We start from the raw sequence: 19,100 nt of genomic DNA, 5'->3' as shown, positions 1-19,100 counted from the left end.
AATCGTGAAAGGGACAGGCGCGGCGAGCGTCAGTCGAAAGTCTTGATGCTGGCGTAGTCAACCAGCCCAGCGTTCTGAAGCTGCAGCTTCAGCGAGGTGCCGCTGGTGTTGACGGCCAGCACCTTGTCCTGGGCGTAAAGCGTGCTGCTCACGGCGGCCGTGCCCTTGGTCGCAGTGATGCGGAACTTGAGTCCGGCGTCGTCGGCGTACTTGTCCGAGGCCCACTTGAAGTTGTGGCGGCCGGTGCCTTGCGCGCCGAGCTGCACCGTGTCGACCACGGCACCGGCGGGGCTCAAGACCTCCAGCTTCACCGCATCGGCGGGGCTGCTCAGGGCGTAGCTGCCTTCGCCCACCCCGTTGGTTTGCTGCAGGCGGTTGCCCTCGACGCTGACTTCGCGGCCCACCAAGGAGACGCTTTGCAGGGCCTGCATCTGGGTGAACTGGTTGGCCAGGGACTTGATGCTGTTGTCCAGGGTGCTGACGCCGCTGACCGTCTGGATCTGCGCCATCTGGCTGGTCACCTGGGCGTTGTCCATGGGGTTCATGGGGTCCTGGTTCTGCATCTGCGCGACCAGCAGCTTGAGAAAACGGTCCTGCGTGTCCACGGCCTTCTTGCTGGCCGACTCTTCCGCGGTGTTGGTGGTGGTGCCGGTCGACTTGACGGCGCTGATGACGTCCATGGCGGGCCTCTTTCAGGTGAAGCTCAGGACTGGCCGAGCTGCAGGGTTTTGAGCAGCAGGCTCTTGGCCGTGCTCATCACCTCGATGTTGTTCTGGTAGGAGCGGGAGGCCGAGATCATGTTGACCATCTCCTCCACCGTGTTGACATTGCTGTAGGTCACATAGCCTTCGGCGTCGGCTTTGGGATGCTTGGGATCGTGAACCCGGCGCCCGGGCGTCTGGTCTTCGCTGATGGTGCTGACGCGCACCCCGGCGGCACCCTGGTCGCCGTTGGCGCCCATCAGGGCGGTCTGAAACACCACCTGGCGGGCCTTGTAGGCCTGACCATCGGGTCCGGCCACGGTGTCGGCATTGGCCAGATTGCTGGCCACCACATTGAGGCGCTGGCTCTGCGCGCTGACGGCGCTGCCCGAGACATTGAAGATTTGAAACATGGACATGGTCTGCTCCTGGCCGGTGGTCTGCTAGTGCCGGGCCGCTCAGGCCGCGTTGGGCGACTTCATGGCGTCCAGCGTGGTGCGCACCGAGCTGTTGATGAAACGCAGCGTGGCTTCGTACTTGACGGAGTTGTCGGCGAAGCTGGCCCGTTCGCGGTCCATGTCGACGGTGTTGTTGTCCAGATTGGTCTGCGCCGGCACGGCATAGAGCTTGCTTGCTTCGCTGCGCCCGCCGCCGATCGGGCCCATATGGCCTCCCTGGGTGGTCAGGAGCTGGCCCGAGCCGCGGCTGGACGAGGTGGCCTCACGCAGAGCGCGGGAGAAGTCAAGATCGCGGGCTTGGTAGCCCGGGGTGTCGGCATTGGCAATATTGCTGGCGAGCATGCGCTGGCGTTCCGAGCGCAGGGCCAGGGCCTCGGTCTGGAAGTTCAGGTTGGCGGTCAGTCGGTTCAGCATGATGCGTGCCCCCTGCTTGGGTTCGGGCTGGAGCGCCGCGCCTTGGGGCTGGGGAGGGTCTCAAGGTCCCTGTCCGTCGGACGGGAATGGGCGATGTGAACGGATTGTGTTGGGCCGCTCTGAAAACATTAGCGGGAATAGCAAGGGCTTTGCTGCGCATTTCGGCCCTCGTGGCCAAGGGGTGGCGGCCTACAGTCCATCCATGCTTTCGACTCGCTCCATCCCTGTCGCTCAGATGCTCCGCCGCCCGGCGCTCCTGGCGGCATGGCTGATCCTGAGCCTGAGTTGGAGCCTGCCTTTGTGGCTGGTAGGGATGCTGAGCGAGGCTCAGGCCCAGACGGCCAAGCCGGTGGTGACCGAAACGCTGAGCACCGAATTGCGCTTGCAGGTCCAGGACTTGGCCCAGGCCGGCGCCAAGGCCGGCATGCCCGCGCAGGCACGGGTGGAGGTGCAGGTCGGTCAACTCGATCCGCGCCTCAAGCTGGCGCCCTGTGCCCAGGTGCAACCGTACTTGCCCACCGGCCTGCAGATGTGGGGCCGCACCCGCATCGGTCTGCGCTGCGTCGATGGCCGCGCCCGTTGGAACGTCACGCTGCCGGTGCAGGTCAAGGTCTATGCCCGTGCCCTGGTGGCCGCCGAACCCCTGGCTTCGGGGGTGAGCCTGACTCAAGCGCAGCTGGCAATGGCCGAAATAGACATAGCGGCTGTGGCCGGCGCGGTGTTCACCGATGCGGCCGGCTTGACTGGACGCAGCCTGGTCCGCCCTGTGGCGGCTGGCGAAGCGATCAGCAGCAGCAGCTTGAGGGCGCGGCAGTGGTTTGCGGCGGGTGAGACGGTGCAGGTCCGGGTTTCCGGGCCGGGCTTCGCGGTCGCCGGCGAAGGTCAGGCCATGGCCGCGGGTTTGGAAGGACAGAACGTCAAGATCCGCTTCGAAAACGGGCGGATGGTGACGGGTCGGGTCGTCGGTGAACGACGGGTGGAGGTGTTGTTGTGAACAACGCTGACACACGTCAACCGGTGTTGAGACTCAGCTCTGAGGCGGAAAAACCCCGCTTCTGGGGCGGGAGCGGTTTTGTCGAAAGTACTAAAGTCTTCATGTTGAGCGTCGATACACCGGAAAACCTGGACAGGTTTGGGCATGACCCAGGCCTATGGAGAGCACCATGAAAATCGGTAATAGCCCAGAGATCGCATCGTCGGCCGTCGCGGCCGACAAGGCGGGCGCGGCCCAGACAGGGCGAGCGCAAGGCCAGGGCGCGACAGCACAAGTGGCCGGAAAGAAGGCGCCGGAGGCCAGCGCCACCCTGGAGCTGTCGACCAATGCGACCAAGCTCCTGGCGGGTGTGGCGGAAGACGGCAGCTTCGACGCCGAGAAGGTCGGGCGCATCTCGCAGGCCATCTCGGACGGCAAGTTCACGGTCAACGCCAACGTCATCGCCGACAAGCTGATTGCCAACGCTCAAGAAATGCTGAGCCGGATGACGCCTCACTGATCGAGGCGGTTCGGGCCTTTGCCTGCTGTGACAGGGCAAGGGTTGATCAAAGTTTCGTTTGTTGAACCCTAACGCGTTCTCAACGCCTTATGGCGGGGACAGCCATGCACGCTTTGCCTCCCTCAGATTCCACTCCCGCAGCGCTCGGCCAGCAGCTCGAGCAGCCGCTGCTGGAGGTGGAAAGCTGCCTCAATTTGCTGGGTGATGCCTTGCTGCGGCGCGACACCCAAGCCATCGAACAACATGCCGCCCGCCTGCATCAGGCGCTGGCGGTGGCCATCACCAGCTTCAGCGAAGCCGCTCGCAGCGGTGCGGTGCCGGCCCATCTGCGTCATCGTCTGGTGCAGGCTGGGGGCCGTGTGGCCGCCCAGCGTGAGTCTTTGGCCCGCGCCACGGCGGCGCTGGACCGTGCGATCGACGTGCTGATGCCCGGCGAAGCCAACGGCCTGTATTCGGCGCTGGGCAAGAACGAGCGCAAGAGCCTGGGCGGCGCTTCGATTCAAGCCTGATCGGCCCGCTCGCTGCTCGGCCGATGGGTGCCGGGCATGAAAGCAGCCCAAGCCACGCTCACTGCGTGGCTTTTTTTCGCACCTTGTCCAGGTAGGCGTGGCCGTCCGGCGGCAGGCCGCTGCGTTGCGATTCCCAGATCATTTCGCCCAGGCAGTCCATGGCCACGTGGTGGGCCTCGTGCAGGGAGTTGCGCCGGGCGGCCAGCAGATCGACGGCCTGGCGGATGCCATGCGGCTGGTCGATGGACTGCTGCTCGCTGATGGTCAGGTGCATGGACAGATGCAGAAAGGGGTTGGTGCGCCCCTCTTCGACGCTGTAGACCGCCGCCAGGGCCGCCTCTTCATCGGCCAGTTCGGCGTGGTATTCCGGATGCTGGGCGATCCAGTCGGCGGCGATGGCCTCCATGGGAATCAGGGGCTGGCCGTCGCGCAGCTTGCGGTAGGTGGCGCAGAAGAAGCGGCGCACCTCGAGTTGGGATGGGGCAAACATAGGGCCAGATTGTCGCTGCTGCGCACCCGTCTATTTTGTGGGTGGCTCGCCGGTGATCGCCGTGGGCGCGCTCCAGCTTTCGCCATGGCGGGCTTCATGTTCCCGCCGCGCCTGTTCGCGCTCCTGGGCCAGCAGGGCTTCCAATTGCTGGCGTGCCTGCCGCGACGCGGCGATCAGGGCGCCGTTGTCGTGCTGCAGCGGCAGCATCTGTTCCAGTTGATCCAGGTTGTGCTGGCGGAATCGCCAGGTCAGCTTGCGGGCGGCATGGGGCTCCAGGCCCAGCAGCTCCATGACGCTGCGGCCGCTGTTCAAGGCTGCGTCAAAGGTTTCGCGCTCGATCAGCTGCACGCCCAGATTGCGCAGGCTGAAGTAGTGCCGCACATTGCGCGCCCGCGCCACCACCTGGGCCTGCGGGAAATGCTCGCGCGCCAGCTCGGCAATGGCCAGGCTCTGCGCCACATCGTCCACCGCGATCACCAGCACCCGCGCTTGCGCCGCGCCGGCGCTGCGCAGCAGGTCCAGCCGGGTGGCATCACCGAAAAACACCCGCCAGCCAAAGCGCCGCATGGCCTCGATGGCCTCGGCATCGTGGTCGAGCACGGTGGCTTCATAACCGTGGGCAAACAACAGGCGGCCGACGATCTGCCCGTAGCGGCCGAAGCCGGCGATCAGGATGGGTGCGGGCGGCGGGCTTTCTTGCTCCGCCGGCCGTGCGGCTGTCTTGCGCTGCAGGCGCGGCAGCAGCAGGCGGTCGCTGGTCAGCAACAGGGCCGGCGTGCAAGCCAGGGAGAGGGCCACGGCCGCCACCAGGGCCGAGTTCTGCATCGCGTCGATCAAGCCGGCTTGCTGGGCCAGCTGGAACACCACGAAGCCGAACTCGCCGCCCTGGGCCAGCAGGATGACGAAGACAGGCCGCTCCAGCACCGGGATCTGCATCCAGCGCGACATCAGCCCCAGCAACAGGCCTTTGCACAGCAGCAGCGCGGCCAGCAGGCCCAGTACCAGGGCGGTCTGCTCGCGCAGCACCCGCAAGTCCAGGCCCATGCCCACGGCGATGAAGAACAGGCCCAGTAGCAGTCCCTTGAAAGGCTCCAGATCGGTTTCCAGCTCACGCCGGTATTCGCTCTCGGCCAGCAGCACGCCGGCAAGAAACGCGCCCAGGGCCATGGACAGGCCGACACTGTGCATCAGGGCCGCGGTGCCGATCACCAGCAGCAGGGCCGCGGCAGTGAAGATCTCGGGCGTGCGGCTGCCGGCGATCCAGCGCAAAGCCGGGCGCAGGGCCAGGCGCCCGCCGAGCACAATCAGCAAGACCATGCCCAGGGCCTTGGCGGCCGCCCAGGCTCCACTGCCCTCGGCCGCCGACACGGTGCTGCCGGCCGCCACAATGGGCACCAGGGCCAGCACCGGAATGGCGGCGATGTCCTGCAGCAAGGCCACGCTCAAGATGCTTTGACCTGCCGTTGTGCGCCCGAGGTTGCGCTCTGCCAGCACGGCCAAGGCCACGGCCGTGGACGACATGGCCAGGCCCAGGCTAAGCACCAGGCCCAGGCCGGCCGGCACGCCGAACAGCCACGCCAGGCCCAGCAGCAGGGCGGCAGACCCGAGCAGCTGCAGCGAGCCCCAGCCGAAGATGGGCCGGCGCATGGCCCAGAGTCGTTTCGGCTCCAGCTCCAGGCCGACCAGGAACATCATCAGCACCACGCCGAACTCGGCCACCTCGAGGATCTGCCCCGGGTCGCTGACCAGGCCCAGCACGCTGGGCCCGATCAGCACGCCGGCGATCAGGTAGCCGAGGATGGAGCCCAGGCGCAGAAAGCGCGCCAGCGGCACGGCGACGACGGCCGCGCCCAGGCAGACCAGGGGAAGTTGCAGCCAGTTGCTGCCGGCGGCCGCGCTCATGGCTGGGGCTCCTCATGTGAGGCTGCACGCGCCGGGGTGGCCGGGCGCAACGGGCTGAACAAGGCCGGCCGGGCGTCCAGCGGCACTTCGGGCAGGCTGGGTTCGGCTTCATGCACGCACCACTGGGGGTAGGCCTCCAGCCGGGCCAGAAAGGACTTCGTGTGCTGCTGCAGCGCGGCTTCGTCGGCTTGATGGGCGCCGTGCAGGATCAGGGGCGGCAGGAAGTTCATGCCGCAGATGCGCGCGCTCTGGGTGTAGGGCAGCAGGAAGTGCTCGATCGGGTGTTCGTGATGGCCCTGAGCGCTGTAGGCTTCTGCGCTGCCGCCGGTGGAAGTGACCAGCCAGAAGTCTTTCCCGCGCAAGGCATGGCCTCCGGGGCCGTAGGCCCAGCCGAAGCTCAGTACCTCGTCGACCCAGAGCTTTTGCAGAGCCGGCATGCTGTACCAGTGCAGGGGGTGGAGCATGATGACCAGGCGCGCGGCGGCCAGCGCCCGCTGCTCGGCAGCCACGTCGATGGCGTAGTCCGGGTAGCGGCGGTAGAGGTCGTGCAGGGTCCAGCGCGTGGCTTGGGCTTGCGCGGCGTCCATCAATCGCGCACTGACGCGCGAACGGGCGCGGTCGGGGTGGGCGGCAAGAATCAGGATGTCAGAAGTCTCAGGCATGGCCTGAGGTTAACCCGAGCGCCCAGCGCTTAGGATGTCGGGCTGTGTTGTTGTCGCTTGCAGCGGCTTTTGTGCATGCCCTGAGGAGTGAGCCCATGCCTGTGATCCTGATCGCCAATCCCAAGGGTGGGGTGGGCAAGAGCACCTTGTCCACCAACATCGCCGGCTACCTGGCCGCGCAAGGCCACAGCGTGATGCTGGGCGATGTCGACAAGCAGCAGTCGGCGCGCCGCTGGCTGGCCTTGCGCCCGTCCCACCTTCCGCGCATCCAGGGTTGGGATTTTGAAGGGGACCAGGTCGTCAAGCCGCCCAAGGGTGTCAGTCATGTGGTGCTGGATTCTCCGGCCGGGCTGGACGGCAAGCGCTTGAAGACCCTGCTCAAGTTGGCCGACAAGCTCTTGATGCCGTTGCAGCCCAGCCTCTTCGATATCCAGGCCAGTTTCGATTTCATTCAAAGGCTGCGCGAACTGCGTGGCGATGAAGATTCGCCCAAACGCCAGCCCGAGCTGGCTTTGGTCGGGATGCGTGCCAAGGAAGGCACGCTGTCGGTGCAGCAGCTGCAGGGCTTTCTGGAGGGGCTGGAGGTGCCGGTGCTGGGCATGCTGCGCGACACCCAGAACTATGTGCAGCTGGCCGCACATGGCTTGAGCCTTTGGGATGTGGCGCCCAGCCGTGTCGAGCGAGACTTGGCGCAGTGGGCGCCGCTAACGGCCTGGTTGGACGCAAGGAAAGCGTGATTGCTAAAACGCAAGTTGAGTTCGGCTTGCAGCTTTCGTTTGCGAGTTCTGACGCCAGAAAAGTGCGCAGGCCTAACACGGCAGCGTGGGTATCACCCATCGGGGTGAGTGCGATGCACCACGCCGGGGCTCTATCATGCGGTCCGACATGAAACTCTGCACACGTGGCGCCGAAGGATGGGCATGAAGGTTTTGCTGATCGATGATCACCCGCTGATCCTGGCGGCTTTGAAGACCGTCATCGAAGGCATGGGCGAGCATGTGCAGGTGGTGGGCGCCGACAGTGCGGCCTCCGCCCGTCAGGCCTTGCAGACGCACCAGGATTTCAACCTCGTGCTCCTGGATCTGCAGCTTGGCGATGCCAGTGGTTTTGATGTGCTGGATGAGTTCCGTGCCGCCTACCCGGCCCTGCCCGTGGTCATCATCTCGGCCTCGGACCGGGCCAGCGATGTGATCCGTGCCATCGACCAGGGTGCCATGGGTTTTGTGCCCAAGCGGGCCGAGACCGAGCTGCTCTCCCAGGCGCTCAAGCTGGTGATGTCCGGTGGCATTTATGTGCCACCCATGGGCCTGGGCAACGAAGGCGGTGCTGAATTCGAGACGGCTCCGGCCTCCGGGGCGATCAGCGCGCAGCAGAACAAGCTGCAGCAGATTCAGCAGCAGGCCATGAACTCCAACTATCAGGTCACCACCGGCCTGGAAGGTCTTGCGCTGACACCGCGCCAGACCGATGTGCTGGCCCTGCTGCTGCAAGGCAAGCCGAACAAGATCATCGCTCGCGAACTGGGCGTGTCGGTCGAGACCATCAAGGACCATGTCGCCGCCGTGCTCAAGGCCCTCGGCGTGGGTTCGCGCACGCAGGCGGTGCTGGCCGTGGGGCAGATGGTGCAGCGTCAACCCGACGCGCATTTCTCGACCTGGCGCGTGGCGCAACCCTGAGCACCGGACCGCTTCTGGGCCGGGGCGCCGTGATGGCGCTTGCCGCTCAGCTGGGCGTGTAGGCCAGGCGCACGTAGATCGGCGCAAAGGCCTCGGCCTGGGTGATTTCCAGCAGGCGCTCGCGCGCCAGTTCCAGCATGGCGATGAAGGTCACCACCAGCACCGACTGGCCGCGTGAGACATCGAAGAGCTGCTCGAACTCGACAAAGCGCTGACCCTGCAGGCGCCGCAGCAGGATGCTCATGTGCTCGCGCACCGAGAGCTGCTCCCGCGTGATCTTGTGGTGCTGGTTGAGCTTGGCACGGCGCAGGATGTCCAGCCAGGCCTCGCGCAAATCGTTGGCCTCCACGTCGGGGAAGCGCGGCTGCAGCGATTGCTCGATGTAGACCTGGGCGCGCAGGAAATCGCGGCCCAGCACGGGCAGGGCGTCCAGGCGAGCCGCGGCCAGCTTGATCTGTTCGTACTCGAGCAGGCGGCGCACCAGCTCGGCACGCGGGTCTTCCGGTTCGGCGCCGTCCTCGGTCTTTTTGGGCGGCAGCAGCATGCGCGACTTGATCTCGATCAGCATGGCCGCCATCAGCAGGTACTCGCTGGCGAGCTCGAGGTTGTGCTTGCGCAGCTGGTCGACGTAGCTCAGGTACTGGCGCGTGACATCGGCCAGCGGGATGTCGAGGATGTTGAAGTTCTGGCGCCGGATCAGGTAGAGCAGCAGGTCCAGCGGGCCTTGAAAGGCTTCGAGGAAGACCTCCAGCGCATCCGGCGGGATGTAGAGGTCCAGCGGCATCTGGAACAGCGGCTCGCCATACAGGCGGGCCACGGCCACGCTGTCCACGGTCTCGGGCAGCCCCGGCAGCTCTTCGGCCGGGGGCGGCGGCAGCTCAGGGCCTGCGGCCTGCTCGCCGCTGTTGTTGCTGCTGCTCATGGCAACTCAGAACCAGTCCGGCTGGGCGCCGAGCGCCGCTTACTTGGCTTGCGTCTGGTAGACGTAGGGCTGTTGCTCGACGCGTGCGGCGCGGTAGTCGGCCTGGGCGCTGCGGTCCACCGCCTTGTCCCAAAGTAGGGCACGGCCGGCGCGCTGCTCGGCTTCCAGCGTCGGCTTCTTGGCCTTGAGCTCGTCGATGAAGGTGCTGGCGTCGGACTTGTAGGCTTTCCAGAACAGAGGCATGGTGTGGCAGTGCTTCGCAAACAAGGTGGGCGGTCGGCAGAAATCCGGCTGCAAGGCGGCGATTTTACAGGCTGGCCGTGCGGGCGCTGACCCGCCATTGCTCGAAATCGGCATGAATGCCGTCCGGACCCAGGGCTTCGGCCAGGCCGCCGCGTCGGACCAGGCTGGCCGGCTGCTCGTTCAGCCCGCACAGCAGCAAGGCCTGACCCTGGCGTTGCAGGCCGCGCTGCAGCTGCAGCAGGGCGTCCAGGCCCGAGGTGTCCATGGAGATCAGCTGGTGCATGTCCAGCACCAGCAGGCGCTGATCGGGCTGCAGCCGTTCGGCCAGGCCCTCGACCTTGCCGATCGCGCCGAAGAACAGCGAGCCGTAGAGCTTGAGCGCCAGGGTGCCGGGCGGCAGGCCGGTCTGGGGCAGCTCCTGCACCTGGAACAAGGTGCTCATGCGGTAGATGAAGAACAGGCAGGCCAGCACCAGGCCAGCCTCCACCGCCACCATCAGATCGAACACCACGGTCATTACAAAAGTGCCCAGCAGCACGGTGCGGTAAGGCAGGCTGAAATGACGCAGGCGGGCGAACTCATGCCATTCGCCCATATTCCAGGCCACCACCAGCAGGATGCCGGCCAGGGCTGCCAGCGGGATGTGGGCGGCCAGCGGCGCGGCCACCAGCACGATGATCAGCAGCACCAGCGCATGCACCATGCCGGCCACCGGGCTGCTGGCGCCGGCGCGCACATTGGTGACGGTGCGGGCGATGGTGCCGGTGGCCGGAATGCCGCCGAACCAGGGCGTCACGAGGTTGGCAATGCCCTGGGCCATCAGCTCCTGGTTGGGGTCGTGGCGGGGCTGGTCGCTGAGCTTGTCGGCCACGCGGGCGCAGAGCAGGGATTCGATGGCACCGAGCAGCGCCAGGGTCAGGGTGGGGATGAGCAGCTGCTTGGCGCCGGTCCAGCTGACCTCGGGCCAGGCGAAGCTGGGCAAGGTCTGAGGAATGCCACCGAAGCGGCTGCCGATGGTTTCCAGCGGCAGCTGCAAGCCGTAGCACAGCGCGGTGGCGCCGACCAAGGCGATCACGGTGCCGGGCAGCTGCGACATCCAGCGCTGCAGCCGTGCGCGGGTGCTGTGGCTCTCGCGGTCCATGGCATAGGTCTTGGGCCAGAGGCTGACCACGGCCACACAGGCGCCGCCCAGCAAGGGCGCGGCCCAGTGGATGTCGCCGATATGCAGGGCGATCAGCCTCAGCTGGCTGAAGAAGTCGGCCGGCATGTGGGCGATGGGCAGGCCCAGGAAGTCCTTCAGCTGGGACAGGCCGATCAGCACGGCAATGCCGTTGGTGAAGCCGATGACGATGCTGACCGGGATGTAGCGCACCCAGGCGCCCAGCCGCAGGGCGCCGAGCGCGATCAGCAAGCAGCCGGCCAGCATGGTGGCGACCAGCAGATTGCCCAGGCCGTAGCGTTGCACGATGCCGTAGATCACGACGATGAAGGCGCCAGCCGGCCCGCCGATCTGCACGCTGGAGCCGCCCAGGGCCGAGATCAGGAAGCCGGCAATGATGGCGGTGAACAGGCCTTGCTCGGGCTTGACGCCCGAGGCGATGGCAAAGGCGATGGCCAGGGGCAGGGCGACGATGCCGACGGTGAAGCCCGCGCCGAGGTCGGCGATGAAGCGCTGGCGGCTGTAGCCCTGCAGCAGGCTCAGCGAGCGGGGGCGGAAGCGGTGGAGGAGCGGCGGCATGATCGAGGTCTTGCACCGATTCTGCGCCTCTTGCGGCTCGCGGTTTTGAGAAAACTCAGCTGCTGGTGGCGCTGTGGTATGGCCGCACGATGCTTTCGATCAGGGCAGCGCTGCCGGCCTGGGCAAGGCGGCGGTCCAGATGGGCCAGGATCTGGCGCGCGCCGGGAAAGTCCTGGCGCAGCCCGAGGTGAAAGGGCACGTTGGCGGCCAGATAGGGCGCCGGAATGGACATCACCTGCGCCTGGATGGCCAGCTTCTTGAGCCGCCACTGCGTGACCAGCGGGCTCAGCGAGACATGGACGTCACCGCGTGCGGCCAAGACCATGCGGAAGACGGCGTCGTGGCCCATGGTCCATTCGACATGCGGGAAATCGGCCAGCACCTGCTCGGCCCATTGATTGCCTTTTTGATCGACCAGATGGAAGGCCTTGAGGTCCTCGCGCGAGCGCAGGCGCTCCAGCTGCGCCCGCTGCGGATGGCGGGCACTGAAGAACAGATGGGGGCGCAGCTCCACCAGGGGCAGCTCGTTGAAGAGCGCGTACTGCCGGCGTTCGTCCGAGGCAAAGGTGCACAGGCCATCGGCCTGGCCCAGCTTGACCATGGCTTGGGCGCGCCGCCAGGGCAGGCCCAAGGCTTCCAGCCGGACGCTGTCCAGATCCTTCAGCAGGGCCTGCAGCAGATCGGGCAGGATGCCTTGCACCCGTTGAGGATGCAGCTGCGGATCGACGAAGGAGTAGGGCGCGTAGTCGTCGTTGTAGCTGATCAGCAGGGGCTGGCGCGCCGCGCCAGCCCGGGCCTCGCGGCCGACGAGGGCCGCTGCAGATGCCGCACCACCCGCCACGGCGCCCAGCAGCAGACCCAGGACGGTCTGGCGGCGGCTCGCCACCGGCCGGCTGCGCAGCATGGGCCGGGTGGGCCTCAGCGCACCCGCATGCCCGGCTGGGCGCCGGGGAAGGGCTCGAGCACGAAGATACCGGGATTGGCCTTCTCGTCGGCGTGGCTGGCGGCCAGCACCATGCCCTCGCTGATGCCGAACTTCATCTTTCGCGGCGCCAGATTGGCCACCATCACGGTCAGCTTGCCTTCCAGGTCTTCGGGCTTGTAGGCGCTCTTGATGCCGCTGAAGACATTGCGCAGGCGACCTTCGCCCACGTCCAGGCTCAGGCGCAGGAGCTTGTCCGAACCGTCCACATGCTCGGCCTTGACGATCTTGGCGATGCGCAGATCGACCTTGGTGAAATCGTCGATCTTGATCTCGGGCGCCAGCTCCTCGCCGCCCGGCAGGGGCTTGGCGGCCACGGCCGGTGCGGGGGCTTCGAACAAGGCTTCCAGCAGCTTGGGGTCGACGCGCTGCATCAAGTGTTCGTAGGCGCCGATTTGGTGGGCGCCGAGGGCGCGCTGGGCGTCAGCGAACTGCAGCGGCTCGATCTTCAGGAAGCTCTCGACCTTGGCCGCCAGGGCCGGCAGCACGGGCTTGAGGTAGATGGTCAGCAGGCGGAAGGCCTCGATGCAGACGCTGCAGACATCGTGCAGCACGGCGTCCTGGCCTTCCTGCTTGGCCAGCTCCCAGGGCTTGTTCTGGTCCACGAATTCGTTGACGCGGTCGGCCAGCATCATGGTCTCGCGCAAGGCCTTGCCGAACTCGCGTTCTTCGTACAGCTGGGCGATGGTGGCGCTGTGGGCGCGCAGGCCGTCCAGCAGGGCGCGGCCCTCCACGCCCAGATCGGCCGAGAGGCGGCCGTCAAAGCGCTTGGCCAGGAAGCCGGCGGCGCGCGAGGCGATGTTGACGTACTTGCCGACCAGATCGCTGTTGACGCGGGCCACGAAGTCATCGGGGTTGAAGTCGATGTCCTCGACGCGCGAGTTCAGCTTGGCCGAGATGTAGTAGCGCAGCCATTCGGCGTTCATGCCGAGGTTGAGGTACTTGAGCGGGTCCAGGCCGGTGCCACGGCTCTTGCTCATCTTCTCGCCGTTGTTGACGGTCAGGAAGCCGTGCACGAAGACATGGTTGGGCGTCTTGCGGCCGCTGAAATGCAGCATGGCCGGCCAGAACAGGGTGTGGAAGTAGGTGATGTCCTTGCCGATGAAATGCACCTGCTCGACCGATTCGTCGGCCATGAAGGCGTCGAAATCCCACCCCTTCTTGCCGAAGTAGTTCTTCAGCGAGGCGAGGTAGCCGATGGGCGCGTCCAGCCAGACGTAGAAGTACTTGCCCGGCGCGTCGGGGATCTCGATGCCGAAGTAAGGCGCATCGCGGCTGATGTCCCAGTCGCCCAGGCCGCCCTTGCCCTCTTCATCCTTGGTGAACCACTCCTTGATCTTGTTCAGCACCTCGGACTGCAAACGGCCCGGGGTTTGCGTCCACTGCTCGAGGAACTCCACGCAACGCGGGTCGCTGAGCTTGAAGAAGTAGTGCTCCGAGCTCTTCATCACCGGCGTGGCGCCGGTCAGCACCGAGAAGGGGTTCTTCAGCTCGGTGGGGGTGTAGACGGCGCCGCAGGATTCGCAGCTGTCGCCGTACTGATCCTTGGCGCCGCACTTGGGGCATTCGCCCTTGATGAAGCGGTCCGGCAGGAACATGGACTTCTCGGGGTCGAAGAACTGCTCGATGGTCTTCACCTCGATCAGCTCGTTGCGACGCAAGGCCTTGTAGACCTCCTTGGACAGCTCGTGGTTCTCCGGCCCGTCGGTCGAGTGCCAGTTGTCGAAGGCGATGTGGAAGCCGTCCAGATAGGCCTTGCGACCGGCGGCGATATTGGCCACGAACTGCTGCGGCGTGATGCCGGCCTTCTCGGCGGCAATCATGATGGGCGCGCCGTGGGCGTCGTCGGCGCAGACGAAATGCACCTGCTGGCCCTGCATGCGCTGGTAACGCACCCAGACGTCAGCCTGGGTGTATTCCATGATGTGGCCAATGTGGAAATTGGCGTTGGCGTAGGGCAGGGCGGTGGTGACGAAGAGCTTGCGTGTCATGGTGTCTTTGCAGGCCTGGCGGCGGTGCCGGGCAGGCGCGCATTTTAGGGCCAGGGCTGCACGGCACTTCGACGGGGCTGACGAGGGGCGTTCGCCGGGGCGTCGGGCAGCGCCCACGCCGCGGCTATAGGGGCGATCCGATGTGCTTTGGCAACAGGGCCGGCTTGCGGCCCCGCAGCTTGCGCGGGCGGGTGATCAGCCGGCGTTGTTTGGGGTGGGCGGGGTGGCGCCCGTGTCGCCGGCATCCGCTGCGGCGTCGCCTTCGGCCGAGGGCTCGTCGCTCTGGCCTTCCGGCTTGTTCAGCTTGCGCTGACGCTTTTCTTCGGTTTTGCGTTTCTTGGCCAATTCGCGTTGGCGTTTTTCGTATGAGTAGTTCGGTGTGGCCAAGGACATGCTCCTGCAAGGCATCTGCGGGGCGCAGATAGTCCCTTCAATGTAACCGCTGCACGCCGCACCCGGCGCGCCGCGAGCGGTCCAAGGCGGTCTCAGTTAGCGTGAAAAGCTCGGTCTGACATGAAACATCGCCCCTAAGTCCATGATTCGTATGGCCTAAAAAGACTATCCACTTTCACTGTGGATAACTTTGTGGAAAAGGGGGGTGAGTCAGCGCCAAACCCTTGTGGCGAGGCCCTCTGGCTTAATCTGCCTCTTTTCGCAGCAGTGCGCGCCTTTCTATATGAATCAACAACTTAGCCTTGAGTGATCGACTTCTCCGCCAGGGCGAAGGTGATCGCTGCCACAGATTGCGGTGGATCAAGAAATGGGGATAAGTCAAGAGCTGAATGGCCGCCGTCGCGAAATTCAGTGACAGCGCCGTGACGAAAAACGCTCGGTTTTGCACATCTGCTGTGGACAAGTTTGTGGGTGCTTCGCGGGCAGCGGCGCTAAGTGCTTGATGGGCCGAGAACTTTGCTGGTCTGCCTGTTTTTGCAGCAATTGCCGGCGGCGAAAGCCACGATTCGCGAGGCACATGGGGGCCTATCGGGGGCGATGCGGAGGGGCGGCCGCTTGACGCATGGCTAAAATCGCGCACTTTGCACGGTAGCGGCATCAAGGCAGAAGATGACTCAGGCACAACAGGGGAGGGCAGCGTCCAAGGGCGCTGAGGGTTTTGAGTTGAAGAGCGCGAGCTTGAGTCTGCTCTCGCTGGTCCTCAAGACCACGGACCTGGCCGAGTTGAGCCGCGAGTTGCAGGTTCGCGTGGGCGCCACGCCCGGTGTGTTCAGCAACGAACCGCTGCTGATTGACCTGAGCCAGCTGCCTCAGGAGCCCTCGCCCGCTGCCGCAACGGCCGCCGTAGTAGCCCCGGCCCAGCTGAGCCTGGACAGCGTTGTACCAGGCCGCGCCGAGGTGGACCTGGCCGCGCTGCTGCCGATGCTGCGCGGCCATCGCATGTCGCCGGTGGCGGTGTACGGCGCCACGCCGGCCGAGCTGGAGCAGGCCCTGGCCCTGGGCCTGGCCGAAGCGCCGGAACCTGAAGCGCAGGCCGCACCGCGTGGGCGCGCTGTTGATGCGGTGCCGGTGGTGCAGGAAGTGATTCGCGAAGTCGTGCGTGAGGTGGTCCGCGAAGTGCCGGTGCCGGCCGAGAGCGTGCCCACTCTGGTGATCGACAAGCCGCTGCGCTCCGGCCAGCGCATCTACGCCAAGGGCGGTGACCTGGTGGTCTTGGCCCTGGTCAACCATGGCGCCGAGGTGATCGCCGATGGCCACATCCATGTCTACGCCCCGCTGCGCGGCAAGGCCATTGCCGGCGCGCGCGGCAACACCGAGGCGCGCATCTTTGCCGCCAGCATGGAGGCCGAACTGATTTCGATTGCAGGCATCTACCGCACGACCGAAAACCCGCTGCCCGACACGGTGCAGGGCAAGCCGGCGCAGATCCGGCTGGAGGGCGAGAAGTTGGTGATGGAGGCGCTCAAGCTTTGAGTCATGATGGCTGCGTGAACATCCCGCGCCATCGCAAACAAGTCAAAAACCCTGGCCGGCCTGTGTGCCGTCCTTCTCAGTTGTAGTTTTGAAAGGATCTGATTCGATGACCAAGATCGTCGTGGTGACCTCGGGCAAGGGTGGCGTGGGCAAGACCACCACCAGCGCCAGTTTTGCAACCGGCCTGGCCTTGCGCGGCCACAAGACCTGCGTGATCGACTTCGACGTCGGCCTGCGCAACCTCGACCTGATCATGGGCTGCGAGCGCCGCGTGGTCTACGACCTGATCAACGTCATCAACGACGAGATCAAGCTCAGCCAGGCGCTGATCAAGGACAAGCAGCTGGACAAGCTCTACATCCTGGCCGCCTCGCAAACCCGCGACAAGGATGCGCTGACCTACGAAGGCGTGGAGCGCGTGCTGGAGGAACTCAAGGCCATGGACTTCGAGTACATCGTCTGCGACTCGCCGGCCGGCATCGAAACCGGTGCGCTGATGGCCATGCACTTCGCCGACGAAGCCTTGGTGGTGACCAACCCCGAAGTCTCGTCGGTGCGTGACTCGGACCGCATCCTGGGCATGCTCAACAGCAAGACCAAGCGCGCCATCGAAGGCAAAGACCCCATCAAGGAACACCTGCTGATTACCCGTTACAACCCGAACCGGGTCGAGGGCGGCCACATGCTGTCGCTGGAAGACATCCACGAGATCCTGCGCACGCCGCTGATCGGCGTGATCCCGGAATCGGAAGTGGTGCTGCAAGCCTCCAACCAGGGCTCACCGGCCATCCACATGCAAGGCACCGATGTGTCGGAGGCCTACAAGGACGTGATCAGCCGCTTCCTCGGTGAAGACAAGCCGATGCGCTTCATCGAAGCCGTCAAGCCCAGCCTGTTCAAACGCCTGTTCGGCGGCAAGTAAGCGGGAGGACCGGATGAGTTTCCTCAAGTACTTTCTGGGTGAAAAGAAAAGCACCGCCAGCGTCGCCAAGGAGCGTCTGCAGCTGATCCTGGCCCACGAACGCAACGGCCGCAAGCCCAGCGCAGACTACCTGCCCCAGCTCAAGAACGAACTGCTGGCCGTGATCTCCAAATACATCGACATCGACATGAAGGACATCAACGTCGATGTTCAGCATCACGGCGATATGGACGTGCTGGAACTTAAGATCGAGCTGCCTGAAGGCCGCTGAGATCCGGGGTTTGTCATGAAGGTCGCGCAAGCGACCTCTTTTGTTTGCCTGGCGCTAAGTTTCGAGAGGCTGCTCGAAGCCGATTTGCCTTCAATGTGAGGTCTTTGCTGAGCGCTACCGTTTCGAGCTTTGCTTGCTTGGCGGAGGCTTCGGGTGTCTCCGGTGGAAAAAAGGTCATCCGCGTAGGTGACCCTTGTCTTCGTGTCGGTCTCGAGGTTCGATCACTTCAGCGTGGTGAAGCGCGCCTCAGGTTTGTCGTCCGCGCGGTGGACGGTGTCCACATTGCTGCGCATGGCCCAGGGGCGGACCTGATGGTGGATGGGGATGAAGAGGTGTTCATCGCGCACGCGCAGAAGGGCTTCGCGGATCAGGCCGTTGCGCTTGGCGACGTCGTTCTCGGTCTTCATGGCCGTGACCAGTTGGTCGATCTTGGCGTCGCTGACCCGTGAGTAATTGCCTTTGCCATCGATGCCGGATGTCTTGGTGTGGACGATGTCCTGCAGGGTGTACTGGCCGTCGAAGGTGGGTACACCCCAGCCGTAGAGGTAGAAGGGCGATTCCAGCTTTTGCAGCAGCACCGAGTGTTGCGACATCGGCTGAGCGCTGAGCTTGGCCTTGATGCCGATCTTGGCCCACATGGCCACCGCGGCCTGGCAGATTTCTTCGTCGTTGACGTAGCGATCATTCGGGCAATTCAGCGGTACTTCGAAGCCGTCGGCGTAGCCGGCTTCGGCGAGCAGCTTTTTCGCTTTCTCCACATCGGCCTTGAGTGGTTGGTCGATATCGGGTGTATGGCCGTTGACGCCGGGCGCCACCATGATGGCTGCCGGCACCGAGAGGCCGCGCATCAGGCTGCGGCGGATCGCTTCACGGTCGATGGCCAGGTTCAGGGCCTCGCGCACGCGGCGGTCCTTGAAGGGGTTCTTGCCCTTGACACTGGAGCCGCGCAGCTCGTCACTGCCTTCGTCCATGGCAAAGAAGATGGTGCGGTTCTCGGGGCCGTCCAGCACCTTGAGCTTGGGGTCGGCCTTGAGCTTGGCTACGTCTTGCGTGGGCAGGTCGGTCAGCAGATCCACATCGCCCGAGAGCAGGGCGGCCACGCGGGTGGCATCGCTCTTGATCGGCAGATAGGTGATTTCGGTGACATTGCCCTTGTTGGTGTCCCACCAGTCCTTGTTGGCCACCATGCTGATGCGCTGATCGGGCTGCCAGGCGGTGATGCGATAGGGGCCGGTGCCCATGGCATTGCGTGAGGCGTAGGTGTCTTCCTTGGCCTTGTAGTCTTGCGGGTTGACCGATTTGTTCTTCTCCGCCCAGGCCTTGCTCATGATGCGGAAATTGGTCAGGTTGCGCAGCAGCACCGGGTTGGGGCCGTCGAGCAACATGTCGACAGTGTGCTCGTCGATCTTTTTCACTTCCTTGATGCCGCTGACAAAAATTTGCATATTGGCTTGCGGCTGACGGATGCGGGCGAAAGAGAACACCACATCGTCGGCGGTGAAGGGGGTGCCGTCATGGAATTTGACGCCGCGGCGCAGCTCGAAGCGCACTTGCGTGGGGCTGATCTGCGTCCATTTGCTGGCCAGCGAGGGCTCGGGCTGGAACTTCTCGTTGTAGCGGGTCAGGCCTTCGTAGGCATAACCGGTGATGTTGGTGGTGGTCGAGTGGTTCTGCGAATGCGGATCCAGGGTCTGGATGTCATTCTGGGCCGCCCAGCGCAGAGGGGCGGCATGGGCTGTGATCTGCGGGCTCATCAGGCCGCTGAAGGCCAGGGCCAGGGTCAGAGCAGAACTGCCGAAC

At 65.1% G+C, this 19,100-nt stretch carries 21 protein-coding genes; 8 read left to right on the top strand and 13 right to left on the bottom strand.

The features are described from left to right. Nucleotides 1-29 precede the first annotated feature (29 nt). The 3 genes from OOB33_RS20505 to flgB are packed head-to-tail and all read right to left on the bottom strand — an operon-like array spanning nt 30 to nt 1,573. The gene (locus tag OOB33_RS20505) at nt 30-680 is read right to left on the bottom strand and encodes a flagellar hook assembly protein FlgD (RefSeq protein ID WP_102769823.1); all 651 of its coding nucleotides are present in this window, start codon (nt 678-680) and stop codon (nt 30-32) included. 23 nt (nt 681-703) lie between these two features. After that, nucleotides 704-1,120: a flagellar basal body rod protein FlgC gene (gene flgC / locus OOB33_RS20500; RefSeq protein WP_102769824.1), complete on the bottom strand. Its 417-nt coding sequence runs from the start codon at nt 1,118-1,120 to the stop codon at nt 704-706. Between the two features lie 39 nt (nt 1,121-1,159). Then, the gene (gene flgB, locus OOB33_RS20495; RefSeq protein WP_102769825.1) at nt 1,160-1,573 is read right to left on the bottom strand and encodes a flagellar basal body rod protein FlgB; all 414 of its coding nucleotides are present in this window, start codon (nt 1,571-1,573) and stop codon (nt 1,160-1,162) included. A gap of 202 nt (nt 1,574-1,775) precedes the next feature. Between flgB and flgA the strand changes: the two genes are divergently transcribed. The 3 genes from flgA to OOB33_RS20480 all read left to right on the top strand — a co-directional run bounded on the left by flgA (nt 1,776) and on the right by OOB33_RS20480 (nt 3,575). After that, nucleotides 1,776-2,567, top strand: a complete 792-nt coding sequence (gene flgA, locus OOB33_RS20490) for a flagellar basal body P-ring formation chaperone FlgA (RefSeq protein ID WP_271009962.1) — start codon at nt 1,776-1,778, stop codon at nt 2,565-2,567. A 157-nt stretch (nt 2,568-2,724) separates the two neighbouring features. Further along, nucleotides 2,725-3,066 carry a flagellar biosynthesis anti-sigma factor FlgM gene (flgM, locus tag OOB33_RS20485; RefSeq protein WP_271009961.1) on the top strand — a complete coding sequence of 114 codons (342 nt, stop codon included), beginning with the start codon at nt 2,725-2,727 and terminating at the stop codon, nt 3,064-3,066. Between the two features lie 104 nt (nt 3,067-3,170). Continuing rightward, entirely contained in the window at nt 3,171-3,575 is a 405-nt protein-coding gene (locus OOB33_RS20480) for a hypothetical protein (protein ID WP_102769826.1), read from the top strand. 58 nt (nt 3,576-3,633) lie between these two features. Here the strand turns inward: OOB33_RS20480 and OOB33_RS20475 are convergent, their stop codons facing one another. From OOB33_RS20475 to kefF, 3 genes are read right to left on the bottom strand one after another with little or no spacing between them, the layout of a single operon-like run. Further along, on the bottom strand, nt 3,634-4,065 hold the full coding sequence (locus OOB33_RS20475) for a DUF1841 family protein (protein WP_102769827.1): 432 nt from the start codon (nt 4,063-4,065) through the stop codon (nt 3,634-3,636). A 30-nt stretch (nt 4,066-4,095) separates the two neighbouring features. Further along, complete coding sequence (gene kefC, locus OOB33_RS20470) at nt 4,096-5,967, bottom strand: glutathione-regulated potassium-efflux system protein KefC (RefSeq protein ID WP_271009960.1); 1,872 nt, start codon at nt 5,965-5,967, stop codon at nt 4,096-4,098. Continuing rightward, on the bottom strand, nt 5,964-6,629 hold the full coding sequence (gene kefF / locus OOB33_RS20465) for a glutathione-regulated potassium-efflux system oxidoreductase KefF (RefSeq protein ID WP_102769829.1): 666 nt from the start codon (nt 6,627-6,629) through the stop codon (nt 5,964-5,966). Before kefF ends, kefC begins: the two co-directional genes overlap by 4 nt. Nucleotides 6,630-6,724: 95 nt before the next feature. On the opposite strand from kefF, the gene OOB33_RS20460 reads away from it, so the two are divergent. Both OOB33_RS20460 and OOB33_RS20455 read left to right on the top strand, forming a co-directional pair. Next, complete coding sequence (locus tag OOB33_RS20460; RefSeq protein ID WP_271009959.1) at nt 6,725-7,366, top strand: ParA family protein; 642 nt, start codon at nt 6,725-6,727, stop codon at nt 7,364-7,366. A 183-nt stretch (nt 7,367-7,549) separates the two neighbouring features. Next, nucleotides 7,550-8,305, top strand: coding sequence for a response regulator (locus OOB33_RS20455; RefSeq protein ID WP_102770391.1), 756 nt, complete (start codon nt 7,550-7,552; stop codon nt 8,303-8,305). 46 nt (nt 8,306-8,351) lie between these two features. Here OOB33_RS20455 and OOB33_RS20450 read toward each other — a convergent pair whose 3' ends face one another. From OOB33_RS20450 to OOB33_RS20425, 6 genes are all read right to left on the bottom strand, one after another. Continuing rightward, nucleotides 8,352-9,227, bottom strand: coding sequence for a segregation and condensation protein A (locus tag OOB33_RS20450; RefSeq protein WP_271009958.1), 876 nt, complete (start codon nt 9,225-9,227; stop codon nt 8,352-8,354). Between the two features lie 39 nt (nt 9,228-9,266). After that, on the bottom strand, nt 9,267-9,470 hold the full coding sequence (locus tag OOB33_RS20445; RefSeq protein ID WP_102770392.1) for a DUF3460 family protein: 204 nt from the start codon (nt 9,468-9,470) through the stop codon (nt 9,267-9,269). 64 nt (nt 9,471-9,534) lie between these two features. Further along, nucleotides 9,535-11,208, bottom strand: coding sequence for a SulP family inorganic anion transporter (locus OOB33_RS20440; protein WP_271009957.1), 1,674 nt, complete (start codon nt 11,206-11,208; stop codon nt 9,535-9,537). 55 nt (nt 11,209-11,263) lie between these two features. Then, complete coding sequence (locus OOB33_RS20435) at nt 11,264-12,112, bottom strand: substrate-binding periplasmic protein (protein WP_271009956.1); 849 nt, start codon at nt 12,110-12,112, stop codon at nt 11,264-11,266. Between the two features lie 14 nt (nt 12,113-12,126). After that, nucleotides 12,127-14,181, bottom strand: coding sequence for a methionine--tRNA ligase (gene metG, locus OOB33_RS20430; protein WP_271009955.1), 2,055 nt, complete (start codon nt 14,179-14,181; stop codon nt 12,127-12,129). A 195-nt stretch (nt 14,182-14,376) separates the two neighbouring features. Then, nucleotides 14,377-14,568 carry a hypothetical protein gene (locus OOB33_RS20425; RefSeq protein ID WP_102770393.1) on the bottom strand — a complete coding sequence of 64 codons (192 nt, stop codon included), beginning with the start codon at nt 14,566-14,568 and terminating at the stop codon, nt 14,377-14,379. Between the two features lie 675 nt (nt 14,569-15,243). Here OOB33_RS20425 and minC point away from each other — a divergent pair. The 3 genes from minC (at nt 15,244) to minE (ending at nt 17,300) form a co-directional block, all read left to right on the top strand. Further along, entirely contained in the window at nt 15,244-16,107 is an 864-nt protein-coding gene (gene minC / locus OOB33_RS20420) for a septum site-determining protein MinC (RefSeq protein WP_271009954.1), read from the top strand. A gap of 106 nt (nt 16,108-16,213) precedes the next feature. Then, a complete protein-coding gene (minD, locus tag OOB33_RS20415; protein ID WP_102769836.1) occupies nt 16,214-17,029 on the top strand; it encodes a septum site-determining protein MinD in 816 nt (271 codons plus the stop codon). Between the two features lie 13 nt (nt 17,030-17,042). Then, the gene (minE, locus tag OOB33_RS20410) at nt 17,043-17,300 is read left to right on the top strand and encodes a cell division topological specificity factor MinE (protein WP_102769837.1); all 258 of its coding nucleotides are present in this window, start codon (nt 17,043-17,045) and stop codon (nt 17,298-17,300) included. Between the two features lie 221 nt (nt 17,301-17,521). On the opposite strand, the gene OOB33_RS20405 is transcribed toward minE, so the two are convergent. Beyond that, entirely contained in the window at nt 17,522-19,054 is a 1,533-nt protein-coding gene (locus OOB33_RS20405) for an ABC transporter substrate-binding protein (protein WP_102769546.1), read from the bottom strand. Nucleotides 19,055-19,100: the final 46 nt, after the last annotated feature.

It is taken from the genome of Paucibacter sp. B51 (assembly GCF_027863535.1).
Classification (GTDB): Bacteria; Pseudomonadota; Gammaproteobacteria; order Burkholderiales; family Burkholderiaceae_C; genus Paucibacter_A; species Paucibacter_A aquatilis.
Note: the sequence above shows the minus strand (reverse complement) of the source record. Positions and strands in the feature narration are given on the sequence as shown.